Here is a 23461-nt window from a genome sequence, read left to right as displayed (position 1 = left end):
TGCTTGGAGTGGTGCAGCTCCATGATCCGCCCGGAGATGTGCGGCTCGAGCGCACCGTAGTCGTAGGACAGCTCGGGCAGGGTGTAGACGGGCATCCTCAGTACCTCCTGGGTACGGGGCCGCCGGGGTGGTCCCGCGGCTCCTGGGCGACGATCTGGCGGTGCCTTCGGCTTCAGAGCGACGCGACCGGGCGCGTCCGGGCACGAAGACGACGATGACCCGCGACCTGCCCACCTCGGTGAGGGGGGCTGGCCGCGGGTCATCGTCCTACTGTGCAGGAACCTCCGGGTCAGCGCTCGTCGGCGCCCTTCTCCGGCTCGACGAGATCGCGCCCACCGCCGACGGCGGCGGTCCCGGCCTCGATCTGCTCGTGGCTCGTGCTCTCGAGCGCGTCGTGCTCGCCGTGCGAGTGCGCGGCGGCGAGCTCGGCGGGCGTCACGGGCTCGATGCGGTCCTCGTAGAAGAACCGGGACAGACGCTGGAGGCGCTTGTCCTTCTTGTAGCCCTTGCGGCGCACGCCGCGCGAGTCCGTCGCCGGCTCGATCTCGAGCGGGGCGTGGGCCTGGTAGTTGACCCGGAGCCAGCGCTCCTGCTCGTCGAGCGGACGGTGGACCTCGATGTACTCGCCGTGGGCGAAGCGTACGATCCGGCCGGTCTCGTGGCCGTGGAGCACGAGCTCACGGTCCTTGCGCTGCAGGCCCAGGCAGATGCGCTTGGTGACCCAGAACGCGAACCAGGGACCGACGAAGAGCAGGATCCGGAAGACCCACGTGATCGTGTTGATCGACAGCGAGAAGTGCGTCGCGATGAGGTCGTTCGACCCGGCGAGCGCCAGGATGATGAACGCCGTGAGGAACGCGACGCCCAGACCCGTGCGGACCGGGACGTTCCGCGGGCGATCGAGCACGTGGTGCTCGCGCTTGTCCTTCGTCACCGCCGCCTCGAGGAACGGGTAGGCGAAGAGGAACGTGAACAGCAGGCCCGGGATCACGACGGCGGGGATGAGCACGTTCAGCGAGAGCGTGTAGCCGCCGATGACGAACTCCGTCTGGCCCGGCATGAGGCGCAGCGATCCTTCGAGGAACAGCATGTACCAGTCGGGCTGGGCTCCGGCGGACACCGGTGACGGGTCGTACGGGCCGTAGTTCCAGACGTTGTTGATCGCCATCGTGCCGCCCATGAGGGCGAGGATGCCGAACACGACGAAGAAGAAGCCGCCGGCCTTGGCCACGTACACCGGGAACAGCGGGAAGCCGACGACGTTCGTGTCGGTGCGGCCGCCACCCGGGTACTGCGTGTGCTTGTGCAGCACGACGAAGAACAGGTGGAGCGCGACGAGCGCGAGGATCAGGCCCGGCACGAGGAGGATGTGCACGGTGAAGAGCCTCGGGATGATGTGCTCGCCGGGGAACTCGCCGCCGAAGATGAAGTACGACATGTACGAGCCGATGAGCGGGATCGACTTCACGACGCCGTCGGTGATGCGCAGGCCGTTGCCGGAGAGGACGTCGTCCGGGAGGGAGTAGCCCGAGAAGCCGGCGGCGAGGCCCATGATCATGAGCAGCATGCCGACGAGCCAGTTGACCTCACGCGGCTTGCGGAACGCGCCCGTGAAGAACACGCGCATCATGTGCGTGACGATCGCGGCGAGGAAGATCAGCGCGGCCCAGTGGTGGATCTGCCGCATGAGCAGACCGCCGCGGACCTCGAACGACATGTTCAGCGTCGACGCGAACGCGTCGGACATGAGCACGCCGTTCATCGACGCGGGCTCGCCGTGGTACGTGACGAGCGACATGCTCGGCACGAAGAACATCGTCAGGAAGATCCCCGTGAGGATCAGGACGATGAAGGAGTACAGGGCGATCTCGCCGAGGAGGAACGACCAGTGGTCGGGGAAGACCTTGCGCGCGAACTCCTTGACGGCGACGCCGATGCTCGTGCGCTGGTCCAGGTAGTCGGCGGCCTTGCCGGCGGGCGTCGTCGGCGCGGCCCCCTTGCGTGCTCCCGCCTGGGGTGCGGCGGTTCCGGTGCTGGTGGTCACTTCAGACGCTCCCAGAAGCTCGGGCCGATGGGCTCGTGGAAGTCGCTCTGCGCAACCAGGTAGCCCTCGTCATCAACGGTGATCGGCAGCTGCGGCAGGGGCCGCTTCGCGGGGCCGAAGACCACCTTGGCGCTGTCGGCCACGTCGAACGTCGACTGGTGGCACGGGCACAGCAGGTGGTGCGTCTGCTGCTCGTAGAGCGCCACGGGGCAGCCGACGTGCGTGCAGATCTTGGAGAACGCGACGATGCCGTCGTACGACCAGGTCTCGCCCTCGGGGGACTGGTCCGACTTGAGGTCGCGCGGGTCGAGACGGACCAGGAGGACGACGGCCTTCGCCTTCTCCGTGATCCACTCGTGGGACTGCATCTCCTCCTGGGAGGCCTCGGGGATGACGTGCACGACCGAGCCGATCGTGACGTCCGCCGCCTTGATGGGCCGCCCGGACGGGTCGATCGCCAGGCGCGTCCCGCGCTTCCAGAGGGTGTGCTTGAACTTCGAGACGTTCCAGTCGCCGCCGACGCTCCCGACGAGGGGGACGGCGATGGTGAGCGGGAAGAGCGCGAGGGCCGAGATGACGGCGCCCTTGAGCACGCCGCGGCGCGCGATGCCGGAGTCCTTGACGCCGGCCTCGAGCTCCGCGATCGCGGCGGTGCGGGTCTCCGGGTCGCTCTCGATCGGGTGGCGCTCGTCGACCTTCTCGTGGTCGGACATGAGGACCTTCGCCCAGTGCACGGCACCGAAGCCGATCCCCAGCAGCGCGAAGGCGATGGCGAGGCCGAGCGCGAGCGTCGACAGGCGCACGCCCGCGGTCGTCCCGTCCGGCGGGATGACGAAGTACACGACGAGCGCGACGATCGTGCCGATCGCCGAGATGCCGAAGAGCGTCGCCACCTGCCGCTCGGCGCGCTTCGCGGCCCGCGGGTCGCGGTCCGCCTGGCGGCTCTTGTGCTCGGGCAGGCCCGGGTCCGGGAACGTGTCCAGGGAGCCGTGCTGCTCGCGGTGCCCGACCTCGCGGTGCGAGGACTCGGGCGACCGGGGGTTCTGGTAGTCGCTCACGAGGACTTCGCTCCGATCCACACTGCGGCCCCGACGAGGAGGCCCATTCCGACGATCCAGGCCCACAGACCCTCGCTGACGGGGCCGAGCGAGCCGAGCGAGAGGCCGCCCGCCGAGCCCTCGCGCTGGTCGACGAGGAACGCGATGACGTCCCGCTTCTCCTCGGGCGTGATGGTCGCGTCGTTGAAGACCGGCATCGACTGGGGCCCGGTGAGCATCGCCTGGTAGATGTTGCGCTCCGACGTGTCCCACAGCGGCGGGGCGAACTTGCCCTCGGAGAGGGCGCCGCCCGCTCCGACGGCGTTGTGGCACATCGCGCAGTTGGTGCGGAAGATCGCGGCACCGTTGGCGACGTCGCCGAGCGAGGCGTCGACCTGCTCGTCCGTGGGGACCGCCGGGCCCGCGCCGAGCGACGCGACGTAGGCGGCGAGCTGCGCCGTCTGCTCCTCGTCGAACTGGCGCGGCTTCTGGAGCGCCTGCGGACCGTCCATCTGCATCGGCATGCGGCCGGTGGACACCTGGAAGTCGACCGAGGCCGCGCCGACACCGACGAGGGACGGCGCGGTGTCGGAGCCCTCCGCGTTCGGCCCGTGGCACGTGGCGCAGTTGGCCTGGAAGAGCTTCTTGCCGGTCTCGATGTCCTCGGTGCTGGCGGTCTCGGCGTTGGCCGGGGTCGGTGCAAAGGCGGCGTAGACGCCACCGGTGACCAGCAGCGCCAGCAGCAGCAGCACGACCGGCGCGAGGCGGTGGTGTCTGCGGGCGGCGAGTGCCTTCACGAAATGATCCTCGTCTCGCAGGTGGGGGAGCAGGGGGCGGGTGGGCGGTCCGGGGCGGACCCCGGCAGCGTCGTCAGCGCAGGATGTAGATCACGAAGAACAGCGCGATCCACACGACGTCGACGAAGTGCCAGTAGTAGGACGTCACGATGGCCGTCGTGGCCTCGTGGTGCCCGAAGTTCTTGGCCGAGAACGAGCGGCCGAGAAGGAACAGGAAGGCGATCAGACCACCGACGACGTGCAGGCCGTGGAACCCGGTGGTGATGTAGAAGACCGAGCCGTAGGGGGTCGAGGAGATCGAGACGCCGTGCTCGACGAGCTCGGCGTACTCGAAGATCTGACCGCCGATGAAGAACGCGCCCATGAGGAACGTCAGGGTCATCCACTCGTTCATCCCCCAGCGGTTCACCTGGAGGATCGAGCCGGTGCGCACGGGCTGGAAGCGCTCGGCGGCCCACACGCCCATCTGGCACGTCACCGACGACAGCACCAGGACGGTCGTGTTGATCGCCGCGAAGGTCAGGTTGAGCTTGTCCGCCTGCAACGCCCACTCCTCGGCGGGCATCACGGCGCGGACCGTGAAGTACATGGCGAACAGGCCGGCGAAGAACATGAGCTCGCTGGCCAGCCACACGATCGTCCCGACCGAGACGGGGTTCGGTCGGTTGACGCTCACGTGCTGATGGGCGTGGGGGGCAGCCGTTGCGGTCGACACAGGAGCCATTATGGCCGACGAACGGCCCCTCTGCGGCACGCAGACGGCCGCCCGGAGGCGGTGAATCTCACAATGTCTCCAGATCTTCCCACGCAGACCTGCACTTGGTGACGGATCGCTTCGAAGTGCCATGAAACCGACGGCGCCGGTACGCGGGCCAGGGCCCTTGGTCCCGGCCCGCGCGCCGGTCGGCGGGAGGTGCGCGCGCAGGGGTGATGGAACCGGGTCCGACGTGCCAAGATGCCAGTCGGGACGCGCGCGTCAGGTGCTGGCGCGCGCCACTCCCGGACCCACCAGCGGGAACGACGAAGGCGACGGTGACGACGATGACGACGACCGTGACGACGACGCACGGGGACACGAGCGTTTCCCCGCGCGCGCCGCGCATCCTCCTGTACAGCGACGACGTGACGGTGCGCGAGCAGGTGCGCCTCGCCGTCGGGCGTCGCCTGGGTGCGGGTCAGCCGGACATCGAGTGGCTCGAGGTGGCGACGCCGGCGGCCGTCGTGGCGTCCGCGGACGCGGGCGGCTGGGACCTGCTCGTGCTCGACGGCGAGGCGGACAAGGCCGGGGGCATGGGGTTGTGCCGCCAGCTGAAGAACGAGGTCTACCGGTGCCCGCCGGTCCTGGTCCTCACCGGCAGGCCGCAGGACGGTTGGCTAGCATCGTGGTCGCTCGCCGACGACGCGGTGCCCCGGCCGTTCGACGCGGTCGTGCTCCAGCGCGCCGTCGCCGACCTGCTGGGTGCCGCGCGCACGCAGTAGCCGACCAGGAGAACTCCAGCCGAAGGGCCACCCGTGACCGCGACCCCGCACCCCGCCGCCTCGACCACGAGCGACTCGACGGGCGCGGGGCTCACGTGGCCCGGCCTGCTCACCGAGCTCGTCGCGGGCCACGACCTCGACGCCGACAGCACCGCGTGGGCGATGGACCAGGTCATGTCGGGCGAGGTGTCGCCCGTCCGCCTCGCGAGCTTCCTCGTCGCGCTGCGCGCCAAGGGCGAGACGGTCGCCGAGCTCACGGGCCTCGCGGACGCGATGCTCGCGCACGCGAGCCGGTTCGCCGTCGACGGCCCGGCGGTCGACATCGTCGGCACGGGCGGCGACCGCGCCCACACGGTCAACATCTCGACCATGGCCTCGCTCGTCATCGCGGGCGCGGGCGTGCGCGTCGTCAAGCACGGCAACCGCGCCGCGACGTCGTCGTCCGGAGCGGCGGACGTGCTCGAGCAGCTCGGGATCCGGCTCGACCACGGGCCCGAGCGCGTCGCGCAGATCGTGCAGGAGGCCGGCATCACGTTCTGCTTCGCGATGGTCTTCCACCCGTCGATGCGCCACGCTGGCGTCGCGCGCAAGGAGCTCGGCATCCCGACGGCGTTCAACGTGCTCGGCCCGCTGACCAACCCCGCACAGCCGCGGGCCGCGGCCATCGGCGTCGCGGACGCGCGCATGGCGCCGCTCATCGCGGGCGTGCTCGCGGGCCGGGGGACGTCGGCGCTCGTGTTCCGGGGCGACGACGGGCTGGACGAGCTCGCGGCGACGGGCGGCGCTACCGTGTGGGAGGTGCGCGACGGCGTCGTGACCGAGCAGCGGCTCGACCCCGCGGTCGACCTGGGGCTGGCGCCGGTCACCGTCGCGGACCTGCGGGGCGGGGACGCGACGCACAACGCGCAGGTCGCGCGGCGCTTCCTCGAAGGCGAGGCGGGGCCGGTGCGCGAGACGGTGCTGCTCAACGCCGCCGCGGGCCTCGTCGCCGACGGCACGCTGCCCGGCACGGCCGAGGGGACGCTCGTCGAGCGCCTGCGCGCCGCCTACGACCTCGCGGCGCGCAGCGTCGACTCGGGCGCCGCGCGCGAGACGCTCACGCGCTGGGCCCGGGCCGCGGAGCGCGACTGACGCTCCTGCGTCAGTCGTCGAGGCCGAGCGCGAACGCCTGCTCGAGGTCGACGTTCGAGTACGCGCGGAAGGCGATGAACGTCTCCGTGCGCAGGACGCCTTGCACCTTGCTGATGCGGTCGGCGATGACGTCCGCGAGCTGGTCGTGCTCCTGGACGCGCACCATCGCGACAAGGTCCGCCTTGCCCGTGACCGAGTAGACCTCGCTGACGCCCTTGAGGTCGGCGACCTCGGACGCGACCTCGGGGATGCGCGCGGGGTCGGTGTCGATCAGGACGATGGCGGTGAGCATGGTTCCTCCGGGGACGGGTCGTCGACAGGCGACCACTCTACGGTCACGGCGCCGCCCGGGTGCAGGTCGGCGCGCGTCCCCGGCCCGAGCCCGAGGGCGCTCCGGTACGCGCCGTGGCCGTCGTCGTCCGGGGCCCTGGACGCGCCGTGCCGGGCCACGTCGCGCGCCGTCGTCGCGAGGTCGACGTGCGACGCCGCCGAGCGCACGGGGCACGCCCACGGGCCGGCCGCATCGACGATCCGCACGCCTGGCTGCTCGAGCCACGACAGGAGGATCTCGGCCTCGTGCGGGTGGCTCGCGGGCGCGGGCGGCACCGGGGGCGCGACCGTCTCGGCCGTCGCGACGAGCGCGTGCACGAGCGGCCACGGGTCGGCGCCGGGCTCGCTGACGCCGGTCGCGGCGAGCCGCGCGTGGCGGACCACGACGACCTCCCACCCGCCCGCGTCCGTCGGCCGTGCGGCGACGAGCTCGGGGCACGCCGCGAGCGGCGCGAGGCGCTGGGCGCGGGCGGCGCCGGCGAGGAACGCGCGCAGCCGGTGCGTGAGCTCGCCCGCCTGCTCGTAGCGCTCGTCGCGCGACAGGGCGACGATGCGACGGCCGAGCTCGGCGACGACGCGCGACGGGTCGCCCTCGAACGCGGTGCGCACGTCGTCGGCGACGACCGCGTAGCCGTCGTCGCGCGCGGTCGTGGTGCACGGCGCCGAGCAGCGGCCCATCTCGGCGAGCACGCACGCCGTCGCGCCGGGCGACGCGACGACCGGCAGGCGTCGCGCGCACTGGCGCAGCGGGAACGCGTCGTGCAGCGCGTCGACCGCGGCCTGGGCCTGGCGCCGCGACGCGAACGGGCCGACGTGCGCGGCGGGTGCGCGCACGTCGCGCACGAGGGACAGGCGCGGGTACGCCTCGTCCGTGAGGCGGACCCACGTCATGCGCTCGGGGTGGCGCGAGCGCCGGTTGTACCGCGGCTCGTGCTCGGCGATGAGCCGCAGCTCGCGGACCTGGGCCTCGAGCGGCGTCGCGCACACGACCGGGGTCACGGCGTGCGCGATGCGGACCATCTCCGTGATCCGGCCGCGCTTCTCCGAGCGCGTGAAGTACGACCGGACGCGCCGCCGGATCGACGTCGACGTGCCGACGTACAGGACCTCCTCACCGGGTCCGCGGAACAGGTAGACGCCGGGTGCGTCGGGCAGGCCGTCGGCGAGGTGACGCTTGCGGCGCACGTCCTGCGGGACGGGGTCGGTCGCGCCCGCGAGGTCCTCGAGGTGGGTGACGCCGAGCGGTCCGAGGCGGGCGAGGAGCGCGTGCAGCACGTCGACGGTGGCGCGCGCGTCCGCGAGGGCCCGGTGCTCGGGGGTCACGGTGGCCCGGAAGAGCGCGGCGAGCGTCGCGAGCTTGTGGTTGGGAGCCTCGTCGCGCGTGACGACGCGGCGCGCGAGCGGCACGGTGTCGAGGACCTGGTTGCCGGGCCACTCGTAGCCGGCGGCGCGGCACGCGGCCTTGAGGAACGAGATGTCGAACGGCGCGTTGTGCGCGACGAGCACGGCGCCGCGCGCGAACTCCAGGAAGCTCGGGAGCACGGACTCGATGCGCGGCGCGCTCGCGACCATCGACGACGTGATGCCCGTCAGCCGGGCCACGAACGCGGGGACGGGGACGCCGGGGTCCACGAGGGTCTGGAACTCGCCGAGCACCTCGCCGCCGCGGACCTTGACCGCCCCGATCTCCGTGATTCCGGCCCCCGCCGGGGACCCGCCCGTCGTCTCGAGGTCGACGACCACGAAGGTGACCTCGCGCAGCGGTGTGCCGAGGTCGTCGAGCGTCGGCTGGACCGGGACCCCTCGCGGTGCGGCCTCCGTGCGGGACGAGGCGAGGAGGGGGCCGGACGACATGGCGGTGAGGCTAGCCAGGGGCACCGACACCGTCCGCGAGCGGGTCACCGCCCCGAGCCGTGACGGCATAGGGTGGAGCCGGGGATTCGGGACGATCAGGGACGAATGCACCCGCGGCGCGCCGCGGGCCGCGCGCGGACGGGGGACCAGATGGCTGCGGGGAGGACGCCGGGTGCCGCGCCCGACGGCGGCGACGTCCCGCCGTCGGTGCGCCACCTGCTCGTCGACGCGGCGGCCCGGACGCTGGGCGACCTCGACGCCGCGCTCGTCCCCGCGGGGCTCCAGCGCGTCCGCGCGTTCGCGCCGCGGCGGCGCGCGACGGCCGGCGCGGCGCCCCTGTGGCGCGCGCTCCTCGACGACGCCGGGTTCCGGCACGCCGTCGCCGTCGCCTGGTCCCGAGAGCACGACCCGGCTCCCGGCGCGCCGCAGCCGTCCGGAGCGGGCGACGCCGTGGAGCCGCCGGACGCCGCACCCTGCCGGACCGACGACGAGACCACGCCCGCCCCGGACGTGACGGGGTCCGCGGGCGAGACAGCGGGCGCGCCCGGGACGCCCGCGGCGGTCCGCGAGGCGGCGGCCGGGGCGTTCCTGCTGCGCCCCGACGGCTGGGAAACCGCCGTCGAGCGCGCGCGGGCCCTCGACGAGGAGCTGTCCTCCGAGCGCTCCGCGCGCGCCGAGACCACGCGGCTGCGCCGCGAGCGGGACCAGCTCGCGGCCCGGGTCGACGAGCTGCGCACCGCGCTGCGCGAGGCCGCAGCACGCGCCGACGCCGCGACCGCGGAGGTGGCCGCCGCGCGCCGCACCGAGCGGCGCCTGCGGGCCGACGCCGACCGCGCCCGGGCCGAGGCCCGCACCGCGCGCGAGGAGGCGGCCGCCGAGCGGGCCGCGGCCGAGGCGGCGCTGCGGGACGCGCGCGAGGAGCGCCGGACCGCGGGGGCGGAGCTCGCGCGGGCGCGCGCCGAGCGCGACGAGGCGCGCCGCTCCCGGACGTCGACGGCCGACCTCGCGACGGCGCGCGCCCGGCTCCTGCTCGACACCGTCGTCGACGCCGCGGCGGGCCTGCGCCGCGAGCTCGCGCTCGGGCCGTCGACGACGACCCCGGCCGACGAGGTCGCGGCGGCCCTGCCGGACGCGGCGGGCAGGGCGCGCCCCGGCTCTCGCGGGCGCGCGGGGGACGACCCGGCGCTGCTCGACGACCTGTTGTCGGTCCCGCGGACGCACCTCGTCGTCGACGGGTACAACGTCACGAAGACGGGTTTCGGCGACCTCACGCTCGCGGAGCAGCGCGACCGGCTCCTCGCCGGGCTCCTGCGCGTCGCGGCCGGAGGGACGGAGGTCACGGTGTGCTTCGACGGCGCGGACGCGGCCGTGCAGGCCGTGCGCGCGCCGCGCGGCGTGCGCGTGCTGTTCTCCTCGGGCGAGATCGCCGACGACCTCATCCGGCGCCTCGTCGCCGCCGAGCCGCCGGGGCGGCCCGTCGTCGTCGTGACGAGCGACCGGGCGGTGTCCGACGACGTGCAGAGCCTGGGCGCGGCGTGCGTCCCGGCGCAGGCGCTCCTCGCGCGCCTGGCGCGACGCTGACGCTCGTCGGGCGGTCCGCCCTCGACGGCCCGACCGTCCGACGCCCTGGTCACGGGCGTGCGGACGAGGGACGCGGGACGGCCCTCCCCCGCGGTACCGGGGAGGGCCGTCGTCGCGCGGGCCGCGCGGGGGTCAGCGGACGGGCGCGGGCCCGTCCACGTAGATGGCCTCCACGTCGGTGGCGAAGTCCTTGAGCACCTCGCTGCGCTTCACCTTGAGCGACGGCGTGAGGTACCCGTTCTCGACCGTGAAGTCCGTGGTGAGCACGGTGAACTTGCGGATCGACTCGGCACGCGACACGGCCTCGTTGGCGCGCGTCACGGCTGCGTCGAGGGCCGCGAGCACGTCGGGGTCCTTGGCGGCCTCCTCGACCGTCATCGGCTCCTTGCCGTGCATGGCCGCCCAGCCGGGGATGCCCTCCGGGTCGAGCGTGATCAGGGCCCCGATGAACGGCTTCTGGTCGCCCACCACGACGCACTGCGAGACGAGCGCGTGGGCGCGGATGCGGTCCTCGAGGACGGCGGGGGCGACGTTCTTGCCGCCCGCGGTGACGATGATCTCCTTCTTGCGCCCGGTGATGCGCAGGAAGCCGTCGTCGTCGAGCGAGCCGAGGTCGCCCGTGCGGAACCAGCCGTCGACGAACGCCTCCGCCGTGGCCTGCTCGTTGTTGTGGTACCCGCGGAACACGTGGTGGCCCTGGAGCAGGATCTCGCCGTCCTCGGCGATGCGGACCGCGCAGCCGGGCAGCTGCGTCCCGACGGTCCCGATCCTGGTGGTCGCGGGCCGGTTGACGCACGTGGGCGCCGTGGTCTCGGTGAGGCCGTAGCCCTCGAGGATGCGGATGCCGATGCCGCGGTAGAAGTGCCCGAGGCGCTCGCCGAGCGGCGCGCCGCCGGACACGGCGAACTTGGCGCGGCCGCCGAGCGCGTGGCGCAGCTTCTTGAACACGAGCGCGTCGGCGACCTTGTGCTGCAGGCGCAGGCCGAAGCCGGGGCCCGACGGCTCGTCGAGCGCGCGCGAGTAGGCGATCGCCGTCGCGGCCGCCCAGTGGAAGATCTTCAGCTTGCCGCCCGCTGCGGCCTTCTGCTCGGAGGAGTTGTAGACCTTCTCGAACACGCGGGGGACCGAGAGGATGTACGTGGGCTTGAACGTCCCGAGGTCCTCGAGCAGCGTCTTGGTGTCGGGCGTGTGCCCGAGCACCGTGCCGCCCGCCACGACGAGCACGCCGATGAAGCGCGCGAACACGTGCGCGAGCGGCATGAACAGCAGCGTGCGCCCGCCGGGCTCGCCGAAGACCTCGGGCACGGCCTCGACCGCGTTGACGGTGAGCGAGTAGAAGTTCTCGTGCGTGAGCTCGGCGCCCTTGGGGCGCCCCGTCGTGCCCGACGTGTAGATGATCGTCGCGACGTCGGCCAGGTCCGCGAGCCCGCGGCGGCGCTCGATCTCCGCGTCCTCGACGCCCGCGCCCTCGGCGGTGAGGGTCGCGATCGCGCCCGAGTCGACGACGAGCACGTCGCCGAGGGCCGGCACCTGGTCGCGCACCTCGCCGACGGTCGCCGCGTGCGCCTCGGTCTCGACCACGAGCAGCCGGACGTCCGCGTCCGACAGGATCCACTGCACCTGCTCCGGGCTCGACGTCTCGTAGAGCGGCACGGGCACGGCGCCCGCGGCCCACGTCGCCCAGTCGAGGAGCGTCCACTCGTACCGCGTGCGCGACATGATGCCGACGTGGTCGCCCGGCTGGATCCCGCGCGCCACGAGGCCCTTGGCGACGGCGACGACCTCGGCGTCGAACTCGCGCGCGCTGAGGGCCTGCCACGCCCCGTCGGCGCCGGTGCGGCGCTCGACGAGAGGCGCCGACGGGTCGGCCGCGACCCGGCTCGCGAGGAGGTCGTTGAGGTTCTTCGAGGGATCGACTTCGACGATCCGTGGGGCGCTGATCTCGTCCATTCTGGCTCCAGTGGCAGTAGTCGACGGTGGGAGAACCCTACCCAGTGGCGGCGTGTGCCGGGGACCTGTCGATGTCGGTAGGCTTCAGGGGCTGTGCGCTGCTTGCGCAACGATTTGCGGGGGCGCGGAGTTCCGGCGGGCCGACCCGGGGCGCGGGGTCACCGGCCCGTCGTCGTGCGTCGCCCCGGGGCGGGCGGCACCCGCAGCCAGGCTTCCAGTCAGCGGTACCGAGCGAGTGAGGACGGGACATGCACGCCATCGGTGTGGACATCGGCGGGACGAAGATCGCGGCCGGGGTCGTGGACGAGAAGGGCGAGATCCTGGCCCAGACGCGCCGTGACACCGAGCCCGACGACGTCGCGAGCATCGACCGCGCCATCGCCGACGTGTACGCCGAGCTCACCGCCGAGCACGAGGTCGGCGCCATGGGCCTCGCCGCGGCGGGCTTCGTCAGCCCGGACCGCACCTCCGTCCTCTTCGCCCCGAACATCGCGTGGCGCGAGTACCCCCTGGCGCGCAACGTGCGCGCCCTCATCGGCGACACGTCCGTGCCGATCGTCGTCGAGAACGACGCGAACGCCGCCGGCTGGGCCGAGTTCCAGTTCGGCGTGGGGCGCGACGCGACGGACATGCTCATGCTCACGGTCGGGACCGGCCTCGGCGGCGCGATCGTCGTCGACCGCGAGCTCGTGCGCGGCAAGTGGGGCGTCGCCGCCGAGGTGGGTCACATGCGCGTGGTCCCCGGCGGGCACTACTGCGGCTGCGGCCACGAGGGCTGCTGGGAGCAGTACGCCTCCGGGCGCGCGCTCGTACGCGACGGTCAGAACGCGCTCATCGCGCAGCCCGACCGCGCGGCGCGCCTGCTCGAGATCTGCGGCGGCGACCCCGAGAAGCTCACCGGGCCCCAGATCACGCAGGCCGCGCAGGAGGGCGACGCCCTCGCGGTCGAGCTCTTCGCGACGCTCGGCCGCTGGATCGGCGAGGGCGCGGCGTCGGTGACCGCGCTGCTCGACCCCGAGCTCATCGTCATCGGCGGCGGCGTGGGCGCGGCGGGCGACCTGCTGCTCCAGCCCGTGCGCCGCGCGTTCGCCGACCAGCTCTCCGCGCGCGGGCACCGCCCCGAGGCGCGCATCGAGCTCGCCGAGCACGGCAACGAGGCGGGCATCGTCGGCGCGGCGGACCTCGCCCGCCGCTGACGGGGCGCGCCACGTGCACGCGCGGGTGGGCCGTCAGACGACGGCGCCCGGGCCGTCGTCGTCGTCCTCGCGCCGGTGCGGCATGCGCCAGAGCAGGATCGCGAGCCCGACGAGGAACGCCCCGCCGCCCACCTGCGCGACGACCACGGGGTACGGGCGCGCGACGACGAGCACGACGAGCAGCAGGATCGGCACGGCCACGACGAGCGCCCACGCCATCGTCAGGAGCGGGTCGCGCCCGAGCACGAGCGGCGGGTCCGGCGGCACGAAGTGGCTCTCGGCCTCCTCGAGGTCCTCGACCTCCGGCGTCGTCGGCCAGTCGCGGGGACCGCTCGCGCGCACCCACGGCGCGACGGGCACGGAGCCGAGCACGTCCGCCGGCCCCCGGCCGGCGCCCGGGCTCGCGGTGTCCCCGGGCACCGGCCCGCGTCGCGCGTCGTCACCGGTCCCGCCGGGGCGCGGGGCGTCGTCGTCGAGGTCGGACAGGTCGGCGAGCTCGGCCACGATCCCGGCCCACTGCGCGTCGACGTCCAGCGCCGGCTCGCGCGGGGCCTCGCCCGGCGTCGCGTCCTCGGGCGTCGCGGGGCCCTCGGGAGCCTCCTGCCCGTCGTCGGGCGTGGGGTCGGGTGCGTCGTCGGGCTGCGGGGAGTCCGGCTGGGCGTTCGGTGCGGCCATGGGAATCACTCTAGAGTCGTGTGCACGTCCCGTGCCGGGACCCCGCGAGGAGGAACGTTGTTCTACTGGTTCATGAAGCAGGTGATGGTCGGCCCGATCCTGCGGCTGCTGTACCGTCCCTGGACGCGGGGCGTCGAGCACGTGCCGGACGAGGGCGGCGCGATCCTCGCGAGCAACCACCTCGCGGTCATCGACTCCTTCATCCTGCCGCTCGTGCTGGACCGCAAGGTCCAGTTCCTCGGCAAGTCCGACTACTTCACGGGCACCGGGGTCAAGGGGCGCCTGACGGCCGGGTTCATGCGCGGCGTCGGCACCATCCCCGTCGACCGCTCGGGCGGCAAGGCCAGCGAGGCGGCGCTCGAGACCGGCCTGCGCGTGCTGCGCGACGGCGACCTCTTCGGCATCTACCCCGAGGGCACGCGCAGCCCCGACGGCCGCCTGTACCGCGCCAAGACGGGCGTCGCGCGCCTCGCGCTCGAGTCGGGGGCGCCGGTGATCCCCGTCGCCATGGTGGGGACCAACATCGCGCAGCCCATCGGCAAGGTGATCCCCACCCCGATGCCGATCGGCGTCGTCATCGGCGAGCCGCTCGACTTCTCGCGCTACCGCGGCATGGAGAACGACCGCTTCATCCTGCGCGCCGTGGCGGACGAGATCCAGTACGCGATCATGCGGCTGTCGGGCCAGGAGTACGTCGACATCTACGCCGCGACGGCCAAGGCCCGCCTCGCCGCCGGCCACACCGAGTCCGAGCAGGCCGGCGGCGCCCCCGGCGGGCGTCCGGCTCCCGACGTCCAGGTCCCGGAACCGCCGTCGGGACCCGGTGCGGCGTCAGTAGACTGAGCGACGGCCGCTCGCGCGGTGCGCACGGTGCCCCTCGCGGGCACGCGCCCGTCGCCGTCGCCGCCACCCCCGCCGGACCGCGTCCGTCCGGCCAGGATCCGTCCTACGAGAGGTTCTGAGTTCACATGTCGGTTCGTCGCGTCGCCCTCCTCACCGCGGGCGGTTTCGCCCCGTGCCTGTCCTCCGCCGTCGGGGGTCTCATCGAGCGGTACACGGAGCTCGACCCTCAGATCGAGATCATCGCCTATCAGTACGGCTACCACGGCCTGCTGACGGGCACGAAGATCGTGGTGGACGACGAGGGCCGCAAGCAGGCGGGCGTCCTGCACCGGTTCGGCGGCTCGCCGATCGGCAACTCGCGCGTCAAGCTCACCAACGCGGCCGACTGCGTCAAGCGCGGCCTGGTCCAGGAGGGCCAGGACCCGCTGCACGTCGCGGCGGAGCAGCTCAAGGCCGACGGCGTTGACGTGCTGCACACGATCGGCGGCGACGACACGAACACGACGGCGGCCGACCTCGCCGCGTACCTGCACGACAACGGCTACGAGCTCACGGTCGTGGGTCTGCCCAAGACGATCGACAACGACGTGATCCCGATCCGCCAGTCGCTCGGCGCGTGGACCGCCGCCGAGGAGGCCGCCGGCTTCGCGGCGAACATCATCGGCGAGCACCGCTCGGGCCCGCGCATGCTCATCGTGCACGAGGTCATGGGCCGCCACTGCGGCTGGCTCACCGCGGCGGCCGCGGCCGAGTACCGCAAGTGGCTCGACGCGCAGGAGTGGGCCCCGGCCCTCGGCCTGACGCGCGAGCGCTGGGACGTGCACGCCGTGTTCCTGCCGGAGCTCGCGATCGACATCGACGCCGAGGCCGAGCGCCTCAAGGCGGTCATGGACACCCAGGGCAACGTCAACATCTTCCTGTCCGAGGGCGCGGGCATGCACGAGATCGTCGCGCAGCTCGAGGCGGCGGGCGAGGAGGTCCAGCGCGACCCCTTCGGCCACGTCAAGCTCGACACGGTCAACCCCGGCCAGTGGTTCGCGAAGCAGTTCGCCGAGAAGCTCGGCGCCGAGAAGGTCATGGTCCAGAAGTCCGGCTACTTCTCGCGCGCCGCGGCCGCGAACGCCGAGGACCTGCGCCTCATCAAGTCGATGACCGACCTTGCGGTCGAGTGCGCGCTGCGCGGGGAGTCCGGCGTCATCGGCCACGACGAGGAGAACGGCGACCGCCTGCGCGCGATCGAGTTCCCGCGCATCGCCGGCGGCAAGGCGTTCGACGTGACGCAGCAGTGGTTCGGCGAGCTGCTCGAGGGAATCGGCCAGCCGCTGGTGCCCGCGGCGCCCGCCGCGCACTGATCCGGGGCGCGGGATGACCACCACGAGCGAGCCGGGGACCGACGCCGGGCTCGACCACTTCCGCACGCTCGTCGCGCTCCAGCAGCCGACGTGGCCGGACGAGGCGGCGCTCGGCGCCGTCCGGGACCGGCTCGCGGCCTCCGCGCCGCTCGTGGTGCCCGCCGCGGCCGACACGCTGCGCTCCCGCCTGGCCGCGGCCGGGCGGGGCGAGGCGTTCCTCCTGCAGGGAGGGGACTGCGCCGAGACGTTCGCCGAGGCGAACGCCGACCGCATCCGCAACAAGATCCGCACCATCCTGCAGATGGCGGTCATCCTCACGCACGGCGCGAGCATGCCCGTCGTGAAGATGGGGCGCATGGCCGGGCAGTACGCCAAGCCGCGCAGCTCCGACACGGAGACGCGCGACGGCGTCACCCTGCCCGCGTACCGGGGCGACATGATCAACGGGCACGCGTTCACGCCCGAGGCGCGCGTCCCGGACCCGGAGCGCCTCGTCCAGGCGTACCAGATCTCGGCGGCCACCTGGAACGTCGTGCGCGCGTTCACGACGGGCGGGTTCGCCGACCTGCGCCAGGTCCACGAGTGGAACCGCGGCTTCATGCGGAACCCCGCGTACGCGCGCTACGAGCGCACCGCGTCCGAGATCGACCGGGCGATCCGCTTCATGGACGCGTGCGGCGCCGACTTCGACGCGCTGCGCACGGTGGAGTTCTTCGTCAGCCACGAGGCGCTCGTGCTCGACTACGAGCGCGCGCTCACGCGCCGTGACACGCGCACGGGCGACGCGTACGACACGTCGGCCCACTTCCTGTGGATCGGCGAGCGCACGCGCCAGCTCGACGGCGCGCACGTCGACTTCCTCTCGCGCGTCGCCAACCCGATCGGCGTCAAGCTCGGCCCCACGACGACGCCCGACGTCGCGCTGGAGCTCGCCCGCCGGCTGAACCCGGACGGAGTCGAGGGGCGTCTGACCTTCATCACGCGCATGGGTGCGGGCAACGTCCGCGACGCGCTCCCGCCGCTCGTCGAGGCCGTGGCGCGCGCCGGGGTGCCCGTCACGTGGGTCACGGACCCGATGCACGGGAACACGATCACGTCCGCGAGCGGCTACAAGACGCGCCGCTTCGACGACGTGCTCGACGAGGTGCGCGGCTTCTTCGAGGTGCACCGCGCCGCGGGCACGGTCCCCGGCGGCCTCCACGTGGAGCTCACCGGCGACGACGTCACCGAGGTCCTCGGGGGCAGCGAGGAGATCGACGACGCGGGCCTCGCCCTGCGCTACGAGACCCTCGTGGACCCGCGGCTCAACCACCAGCAGTCGCTCGAGATGGCGTTCCAGGTCGCGGAGATGCTGCGGCGCTGACCGTCGCGGCCCGTCGGTCCGTCGGCGCGGCGGCGGGGCGGCGCGGCGCGTCAGGCGGGGGACGGCGCGCCGTCGCCGGTGAGCGACCAGCTCGCGAGCAGGCTCAGCGACCGCGCCGACGGCGAGCCGGGCTCGGCCGAGTACACGTAGAGCGTCGTGCTCGGGTCCCCCGGGAGCGTGAGCGTCTCGTACTCCACGGTGAGGTCGCCGACCACGGGGTGGCGCAGCCGCTTCGACCCGTACGTGCGCTGGTTCACGCGGTGCTCGTCCCACCAGCGCGCGAAGTCGTCGCTGGTCTCGCGCAGCTCGGCGACGAGATCGGCCGTCGCCCGGTCGGCGGGGTCGTTGCCCGCCTCGAGGCGAAGGCTCTCCACGGCGACGCGCGCCTGCTCCTCCCAGTCGACGAACAGCGACCGCGCCTCGTCGTCGAGCAGCATCCAGCGCGCGTAGTTGCGCCGGGGCGCGGGGAACCGCTCGAAGTCGGTGAAGAGGGCCCTGCCCAGGCGGTTCTGCGCGAGCACGTCGGCGCGGCGGCCGAGCACGAGGACCGGGACGTCGGCGAGGGCGTCGAGCAGCTGGTACAGCCCGGGCCGCAGCCGCTGCACGGGCCGTGCCCGTCGCTGCGGCGTCGCCGTGCCCAGCCCGACGAGGTCGGCGAGGTGGGCCCGGCCCGCGGCGTCGAGCGCGAGCGCCCGGCCGATCGCGTCGACGACCGCCGGCGACGGCGTGATGCGACGACCCTGCTCGAGCCGCGCGTAGTAGTCGGTCGACACCCCGGCGAGGAACGCGACCTCCTCGCGGCGCAGCCCCGGCACGCGGCGCGCCCGGCCGTCGGCGGGCAGGCCCGCACGGGTCGGGTCGCACTCGCTCCGTGCGCGGCGCAGGAAGTCCGCCAGCTCCGTGTTCCTCTGCGGCATCCCCCCATTCTGGACGCCCGCCCCGCCGAGCGCGCCGTCGAGGGGAGGACGCGCAGTCCTCGGTCGCGCCGACCCAGGACCGGCAGGGCATGGTGCGGCCCCCCAACGGGGGTTCCTCGGACAGGAGTCTGGACACGTCGGCACGCCGTGCCGGCCCCGACCCACCGAAGGAGTCCTCATGACCTACCCCGCCGACCGTCCCGCCACCTGGTTCGTCACCGGCACCTCGCGCGGCCTCGGCCTCGAGCTCGTCCGCCAGCTCCTCGACCGCGGCGAGAACGTCGCGGCGACCACCCGCTCGACCGAGCGTCTCGTCGGCGCCCTCGCGGGCACCGACACGTCACGCCTGCTCGCCCTGCCCGTCGACCTCGCCGACGAGGCGCAGGTGACGCAGGCCGTCGCCGCCGCCACCGACCGCTTCGGCGGGATCGACGTCGTCGTGAACAACGCCGGGTACGGCTTCCTCGCCGCCGTCGAGGAGGTGTCCGACGCGGAGGCGCGCGCCATGTTCGACGTCCAGGTGTTCGGCGTCTGGAACGTGCTGCGCGCCGTCCTGCCCGGCCTGCGGGCCCGCCGCAGCGGCCACGTCATCAACGTCTCTTCCGTGCTGGGCCTGCACTCGTTCCCGGGCTGGAGCCTGTACACGGCGGGCAAGTTCGCCGTGGAGGCGATCACGGAGGCGCTCGCGGGCGAGGTCGCGGAGCACGGCATCTCCGTGACGAGCGTCGAGCCCGGGTACATGCGCACGGACTTCCTGCGCCCGGTGTCCGTCGGGCTCCCGGCGGCCACGACCGACGCGTACCCGGCCGTGCGCACGTTGGTCGCCCAGCACCTCGACGAGATCCCCGGCACCCAGCTCGGCGACCCCGCGAAGGCCGCCGCCGCGATCATCGCCGTCGCGACGACGGGCGAGGCCCCGCTGCACCAGCTGCTCGGCTCGGACTCGCTCGCGCTCGCGGAGGGCAAGATCCGCAGCCTCGCCGACGACCTCGAGGCGTCCCGCGCCCTGGCCGTCACGACCGACGTCCAGGCCGCCGAGGTCGTGTGAGCCCGGGCCGGCGGGGTCGCCCACGCACCGTGGGCGACCCCGCCGCGCGTGCGTCAGAAGACGTTGATGACGACGGTCGAGCCCTTGGGCGCGGTCCGGCCGTCGCCGCCCGCCGGGTCCTGGGAGTAGACGATGTTCAGCGGGCTGATGCCCTGCGGGTGGCGGACCTCGACCCGGAACCCCGCGTCCGTGAGCGCCTTCTCGGCCGCCTTGACGTTCATCGAGTAGGTGTTGGGCACCTCGACGAGCGGGGGGCCGAGCGAGACGACGACGTTCACGGTGTCCGTGCGGTGTGCGTCCGACCCCTGCTCCGGGTCCTGGCGGATCACCAGGCCCGTGCCGACGGACTCGGAGTACTCCTCGGTCACCGCGGCGACGAGCCCCTGGTCCTCGAGCGCCTGCACGGCGGCGGCCTTCTCCGACCCCGTGACCTGAGGGACGACGACGGGTGCGGGGCCGGACGACACCGTGAGCACGATCGGCAGGTCGTGGCGGACGGTGGCGCCCTCCTCGACCGCGTTGCCCTCGGCGTCGGTCACGGCCATGACCTGGCCGGACGGGATCTCGTCGTGGGACTGCGGGACAGGGTCGCCGACCGTGAGGTCCGCGCCCTCGAGCGCGGCCGTGGCCTCGTCCTCCGTCGCGCCGACGAGGCCCGTCGGCACGGTGAGCATCCGCACGCCCTTCGAGACGACGAGGAGCACGCTCCCGTCCTTGCGCACGGGCTCGCCGGACGCGGGGTCCGTCACGACGACCGCGCCCTCGGGGACGGCGTCGTCGTAGCGCTCCTCGATCGTGTGCCGCAGCCCGGCGTCGTCGAGGACCGTGGTCGCCTCGGTCCGGGACGCCTCGACGAGGCCGCCCGGGACCTCGGTGTACGCGCCGGGCCCGGACGAGAACCACCACGCGGCGCCGCCGCCGGCGCCGGCGAGGAGGAGCAGCACGACGAGCGACCACGCGACGACGCGGCCGCGCGCCCGGCGCCGGGACGACGGCGGGGGAGCGGGGGGCGGCGGGGGACCGGGGCGGGTCGTCGGCGCGACGACGTGCCCGACCGCGAGCGGCTCCGTGAGGCCTGCGGCCTCGCGGTCCTGGAGGCTGAGGGTCGCGAGCGACGCCGTCGCGGCGGTCGAGCGGTGCTCGTCGTCGGCCGGCCCGGCACCCTGGGCGACGGCGGCGGCCTCCGGCGCGCCGCCCGCGGGCGGGTCGACGCGCCGCTCGAGGTCGGCGGGGTCGAGCGCGGCACGCACCGAGCGCACGAGCGCGAGGGCCGCGCCGGCGTCCGCGGGACGGTCGTCCGGGTCGCGCGCCGCGAGCGCGCACAGGAGGTCGTCGACCTCCGGCGGGATCCACGGCGCCACGTCCGACGGCGGGGGCACGTCGTTGTTGACGTGCTGGAACGCGACCTGGATCGGGGTGGTGCCGGTGTGCGGGACGGTGCCGAGCAGCATCTCGTACGCGAGGATGCCGACGGCGTAGACGTCCGTGCGCGCGTCGCACGCGCCGGTCGCGATGAGCTCGGGGGACAGGTACGCGACCGTGCCGAGGATGGTGCCCGTCGTCGTGGCGGTGACCTCGTTGACCGCGCGGGCCAGGCCGAAGTCGGTGACCTTGAGCCGCCCGTCGGTGTCGAGGAGCACGTTCTCCGGCTTGATGTCGCGGTGCACGAGGCCCGCGCGGTGCGCGGCGGCCAGCGCGTCGAGCACGTCCTCCAGCACGTCGAGCGTGCGACCCAGCGGCAGGGTGCGTTCCGTGAGCATCGTGCGCCGCAGGTTGGTGCCCGCGACGTACTCCATCGTCAGGTAGCTCGTGTCGCCGTCGAGACCCTGGTCGTAGACGGCGACGAGGCCGGGGTGCGTGAGCCGCGCGGCGGCGCGCGCCTCGCGGCGGAAGCGGGAGACGAAGTCGGCCCCCGACGCGCCCTCGGCGAGGTGGGCGTGCATGACCTTGAGGGCGACCTCGCGCTCGAGCCGCCGGTCCACCGCCAGGTACACCGTCGCCATGCCGCCTCGCGCGATGCGCGAGACGACCTCGTACCGCCCGTCGACCAGGCGGCCGACGAGGGGATCGGTCGTCACGGTGGCCACGAGGAGAGTCTAGGTGGACGGGTGTCACGATCCGGTGAGCGCGGCGCGCACGGCGTGGGTGTCGTGTGGAGGCACGCCGTAGGCTTGCCCGGTGACCGACCACGACCCGAGCCCCCGCCCCGCCCTCGACGACCTGGTCGGCGAGTGGCTGACCCTCCCGGACGTCGCGGAGGCGCTGGGCACCGACGTCGGCAAGGTGCGCCGCCTCGTGCAGGAGCGCCGCGTCGTCGGCGTGAAGCGCGGCGAGCGCACGACCTTCCAGGTCCCCGCGCGGTTCCTCGTTCCGCTGCACCTCGTCGACCCGGCCAACGCGGGCCGTCCTGATGACAGCGGGCGCGTCGGCGTCCTGTCGAGCCTGCAGGGCACGATCGTCGTGCTCTCCGACGCCGGGTTCGAGGACGCGGAGATCATCGAGTGGCTCTTCACGCCGCACGACGAGCTCGGTGAGGCCCCGCTCGACACGCTCCTCAGCGGCCACAAGGCGCGCGTGCGGCGCGTCGCGCAGTCCGAGCTCTGACCCGAGGTCCCTACCTCGGCCGGACGGAGGCGCCCCGCCTCCGTCGGGCGGAGGGGCCCTCCGCCCAACGGCCCGGTCGCGTCAGGCCGTGCGCTCGACGGCCGCCCGTGCGAGCAGGCCGAGCATCGTGGCCCCGGGCTCGGCGAGGCCGGCGCGGTCGAGCGCGTCCGCGGCCTGCTCGGTGAGCTCGGCGATGAGCGCCTCCACGGCGTCGCGCGCGCCCGTCTCGACGAGCACGGCGCGCAGGTCCTCGACCGTGCCCGCGTCGAGCTCCGGGTCGCCCAGGTGCGTGAGCAGGAGCGCGCGCTGCGCCGGCGTCGCGGCGGCGAGCGCACGGATGACGAGCACCGTGCGCTTGCCCTCGCGCAGGTCGTCGCCCGCGGGCTTGCCCGTGACGCGCGCGTCGCCGAACACGCCGAGCACGTCGTCGCGCAGTTGGAACGCCTCGCCCACGGGGAGGCCGAACGCGCTCGTCGCGGCGACCGCGGCGTCGTCCGCGCCCGCGAGCGCGGCGCCGAGCGCGATGGGGTGCTCCACGCTGTAGCGGGCCGACTTCGAGCGGATCACGGCCCGGGCGCGCTCCTCGTCCGCCGCGGGGTCGTCGCCCCAGGGCAGGACCTGGGCCTGCACGTCGAGGTACTGGCCCACGATGACCTCGGTCTGCATGCGGCCGAAGACGCCGCGCGCGCTCGACGCGACGGGCGCGGGCACGCCGTCGAGCGCGTCGCCCATCTCGCGGTGGCTCGCGATGAGCGCGAGGTCGCCGAGCAGGATCGCGGCGTTCTCGCCGTAGCGGTCCGCGTCGCCCGACCACCCGAGGCCGCGGTGCCGCGCGCCGAACGCGCGGTGCGCCGTCGGGTGCCCGCGACGCGTGTCGGACGCGTCCATGACGTCGTCGTGGAAGAGCGCCGCGGCCTGGAAGAGCTCGAGCGCGGCGCCGCCGCGCAGCACCACGCCGCGGTGCGGGCCGTGCGGGTCGCCGCCGTGCGCGCGCCAGGCCCAGTAGCAGAACGCGGCGCGCAGCCGCTTGCCGCCCGTGAGCAGCTCGTCCGTCGCGTCCGCGAGCTCGTCCGCGTCCGGGTGCGTGGCGACGAGCTCGTCGCGCAGCCCCGCGGACGCGGCGCGCAGCGCCTCGTCGACGCCCGCGCGGACGCCCTCGCGGTCCACGAGGGCGGTCGGGCTCGCGCCGGCGGCACCCGCGGCGGGATCGGGCACGGACGGGGCGGGCGGCATGGCCGGCAGCGACGGGTTCGGCACGGG

General features: G+C 74.0%; 20 protein-coding genes and 1 pseudogene. 9 read left to right on the top strand and 12 right to left on the bottom strand.

Features of this window, described 5'->3' with window-relative positions:
- From GYH36_RS02105 to ctaE, 5 genes and pseudogenes are all read right to left on the bottom strand, one after another.
- Positions 1 to 95 (bottom strand): annotated as a pseudogene (locus GYH36_RS02105) (superoxide dismutase); the annotation flags it as partial.
- A 194-nt stretch (positions 96 to 289) separates the two neighbouring features.
- Positions 290 to 2044 carry a cytochrome bc1 complex cytochrome b subunit gene (gene qcrB, locus GYH36_RS02100; protein WP_024840027.1) on the bottom strand — a complete coding sequence of 585 codons (1755 nt, stop codon included), beginning with the start codon at positions 2042 to 2044 and terminating at the stop codon, positions 290 to 292.
- Entirely contained in the window at positions 2041 to 3102 is a 1062-nt protein-coding gene (gene qcrA, locus GYH36_RS02095) for a cytochrome bc1 complex Rieske iron-sulfur subunit (RefSeq protein ID WP_024840028.1), read from the bottom strand. The genes qcrB and qcrA overlap by 4 nt, the downstream gene beginning before the upstream one ends.
- On the bottom strand, positions 3099 to 3878 hold the full coding sequence (qcrC, locus tag GYH36_RS02090) for a cytochrome bc1 complex diheme cytochrome c subunit (RefSeq protein ID WP_024840029.1): 780 nt from the start codon (positions 3876 to 3878) through the stop codon (positions 3099 to 3101). Before qcrC ends, qcrA begins: the two co-directional genes overlap by 4 nt.
- Before the next feature lie 73 nt (positions 3879 to 3951).
- Positions 3952 to 4602, bottom strand: a complete 651-nt coding sequence (gene ctaE / locus GYH36_RS02085; protein WP_081772256.1) for an aa3-type cytochrome oxidase subunit III — start codon at positions 4600 to 4602, stop codon at positions 3952 to 3954.
- Positions 4603 to 4919: 317 nt separating this feature from the next.
- Here ctaE and GYH36_RS02080 point away from each other — a divergent pair, with 317 nt between their 5' ends.
- Together GYH36_RS02080 and trpD are read left to right on the top strand one after the other, a co-directional pair.
- Entirely contained in the window at positions 4920 to 5357 is a 438-nt protein-coding gene (locus GYH36_RS02080) for a response regulator (RefSeq protein ID WP_051471558.1), read from the top strand.
- Between the two features lie 33 nt (positions 5358 to 5390).
- Positions 5391 to 6488, top strand: coding sequence for an anthranilate phosphoribosyltransferase (trpD, locus tag GYH36_RS02075; RefSeq protein WP_162288958.1), 1098 nt, complete (start codon positions 5391 to 5393; stop codon positions 6486 to 6488).
- Positions 6489 to 6498: 10 nt separating this feature from the next.
- On the opposite strand, the gene GYH36_RS02070 is transcribed toward trpD, so the two are convergent.
- Complete coding sequence (locus GYH36_RS02070) at positions 6499 to 6780, bottom strand: Lrp/AsnC family transcriptional regulator (protein WP_162288957.1); 282 nt, start codon at positions 6778 to 6780, stop codon at positions 6499 to 6501.
- Positions 6759 to 8672, bottom strand: a complete 1914-nt coding sequence (locus GYH36_RS02065) for a DEDD exonuclease domain-containing protein (RefSeq protein ID WP_162288956.1) — start codon at positions 8670 to 8672, stop codon at positions 6759 to 6761. The genes GYH36_RS02070 and GYH36_RS02065 overlap by 22 nt, the downstream gene beginning before the upstream one ends.
- A gap of 150 nt (positions 8673 to 8822) precedes the next feature.
- Between GYH36_RS02065 and GYH36_RS02060 the strand changes: the two genes are divergently transcribed.
- Positions 8823 to 10253 (top strand): NYN domain-containing protein, encoded by a 1431-nt coding sequence (locus GYH36_RS02060; RefSeq protein ID WP_162288955.1) that lies wholly within the window; start codon positions 8823 to 8825, stop codon positions 10251 to 10253.
- Between the two features lie 132 nt (positions 10254 to 10385).
- Here GYH36_RS02060 and GYH36_RS02055 read toward each other — a convergent pair whose 3' ends face one another.
- Entirely contained in the window at positions 10386 to 12203 is a 1818-nt protein-coding gene (locus GYH36_RS02055; RefSeq protein ID WP_162288954.1) for an AMP-dependent synthetase/ligase, read from the bottom strand.
- A 248-nt stretch (positions 12204 to 12451) separates the two neighbouring features.
- On the opposite strand from GYH36_RS02055, the gene GYH36_RS02050 reads away from it, so the two are divergent.
- Positions 12452 to 13399, top strand: coding sequence for an ROK family glucokinase (locus GYH36_RS02050; RefSeq protein ID WP_024840037.1), 948 nt, complete (start codon positions 12452 to 12454; stop codon positions 13397 to 13399).
- Positions 13400 to 13432: 33 nt separating this feature from the next.
- Here the strand turns inward: GYH36_RS02050 and GYH36_RS02045 are convergent, their stop codons facing one another.
- Positions 13433 to 14074, bottom strand: a complete 642-nt coding sequence (locus tag GYH36_RS02045; RefSeq protein WP_024840038.1) for a hypothetical protein — start codon at positions 14072 to 14074, stop codon at positions 13433 to 13435.
- A gap of 57 nt (positions 14075 to 14131) precedes the next feature.
- On the opposite strand from GYH36_RS02045, the gene GYH36_RS02040 reads away from it, so the two are divergent.
- The 3 genes from GYH36_RS02040 to GYH36_RS02030 all read left to right on the top strand — a co-directional run bounded on the left by GYH36_RS02040 (position 14132) and on the right by GYH36_RS02030 (position 17632).
- Positions 14132 to 14917, top strand: coding sequence for a lysophospholipid acyltransferase family protein (locus GYH36_RS02040; RefSeq protein WP_024840039.1), 786 nt, complete (start codon positions 14132 to 14134; stop codon positions 14915 to 14917).
- Between the two features lie 125 nt (positions 14918 to 15042).
- The gene (locus tag GYH36_RS02035) at positions 15043 to 16269 is read left to right on the top strand and encodes a pyrophosphate--fructose-6-phosphate 1-phosphotransferase (RefSeq protein WP_024840040.1); all 1227 of its coding nucleotides are present in this window, start codon (positions 15043 to 15045) and stop codon (positions 16267 to 16269) included.
- Positions 16270 to 16282: 13 nt separating this feature from the next.
- The gene (locus tag GYH36_RS02030) at positions 16283 to 17632 is read left to right on the top strand and encodes a class II 3-deoxy-7-phosphoheptulonate synthase (RefSeq protein WP_024840041.1); all 1350 of its coding nucleotides are present in this window, start codon (positions 16283 to 16285) and stop codon (positions 17630 to 17632) included.
- Positions 17633 to 17682: 50 nt separating this feature from the next.
- Here the strand turns inward: GYH36_RS02030 and GYH36_RS02025 are convergent, their stop codons facing one another.
- Positions 17683 to 18549, bottom strand: coding sequence for a helix-turn-helix transcriptional regulator (locus GYH36_RS02025; protein ID WP_024840042.1), 867 nt, complete (start codon positions 18547 to 18549; stop codon positions 17683 to 17685).
- A gap of 178 nt (positions 18550 to 18727) precedes the next feature.
- On the opposite strand from GYH36_RS02025, the gene GYH36_RS02020 reads away from it, so the two are divergent.
- Positions 18728 to 19597 carry an SDR family NAD(P)-dependent oxidoreductase gene (locus GYH36_RS02020; protein ID WP_162288953.1) on the top strand — a complete coding sequence of 290 codons (870 nt, stop codon included), beginning with the start codon at positions 18728 to 18730 and terminating at the stop codon, positions 19595 to 19597.
- 53 nt (positions 19598 to 19650) lie between these two features.
- Here the strand turns inward: GYH36_RS02020 and pknB are convergent, their stop codons facing one another.
- Positions 19651 to 21684, bottom strand: a complete 2034-nt coding sequence (gene pknB, locus GYH36_RS02015) for a Stk1 family PASTA domain-containing Ser/Thr kinase (protein WP_162288952.1) — start codon at positions 21682 to 21684, stop codon at positions 19651 to 19653.
- 91 nt (positions 21685 to 21775) lie between these two features.
- Here pknB and GYH36_RS02010 point away from each other — a divergent pair, with 91 nt between their 5' ends.
- Positions 21776 to 22201 (top strand): Rv2175c family DNA-binding protein, encoded by a 426-nt coding sequence (locus GYH36_RS02010; protein WP_024840045.1) that lies wholly within the window; start codon positions 21776 to 21778, stop codon positions 22199 to 22201.
- Between the two features lie 81 nt (positions 22202 to 22282).
- Here the strand turns inward: GYH36_RS02010 and GYH36_RS02005 are convergent, their stop codons facing one another.
- Positions 22283 to 23458 carry a polyprenyl synthetase family protein gene (locus tag GYH36_RS02005; protein ID WP_024840046.1) on the bottom strand — a complete coding sequence of 392 codons (1176 nt, stop codon included), beginning with the start codon at positions 23456 to 23458 and terminating at the stop codon, positions 22283 to 22285.
- Positions 23459 to 23461 lie beyond the last annotated feature (3 nt).

Origin of the sequence: Cellulosimicrobium composti (assembly GCF_010287905.1) — a bacterium.
Lineage (GTDB): Bacteria > Actinomycetota > Actinomycetes > Actinomycetales > Cellulomonadaceae > Cellulosimicrobium > Cellulosimicrobium composti.
The sequence above is the reverse complement of the archived record's forward strand: the minus strand, read 5'-3'. Positions and strand labels throughout refer to the sequence as shown.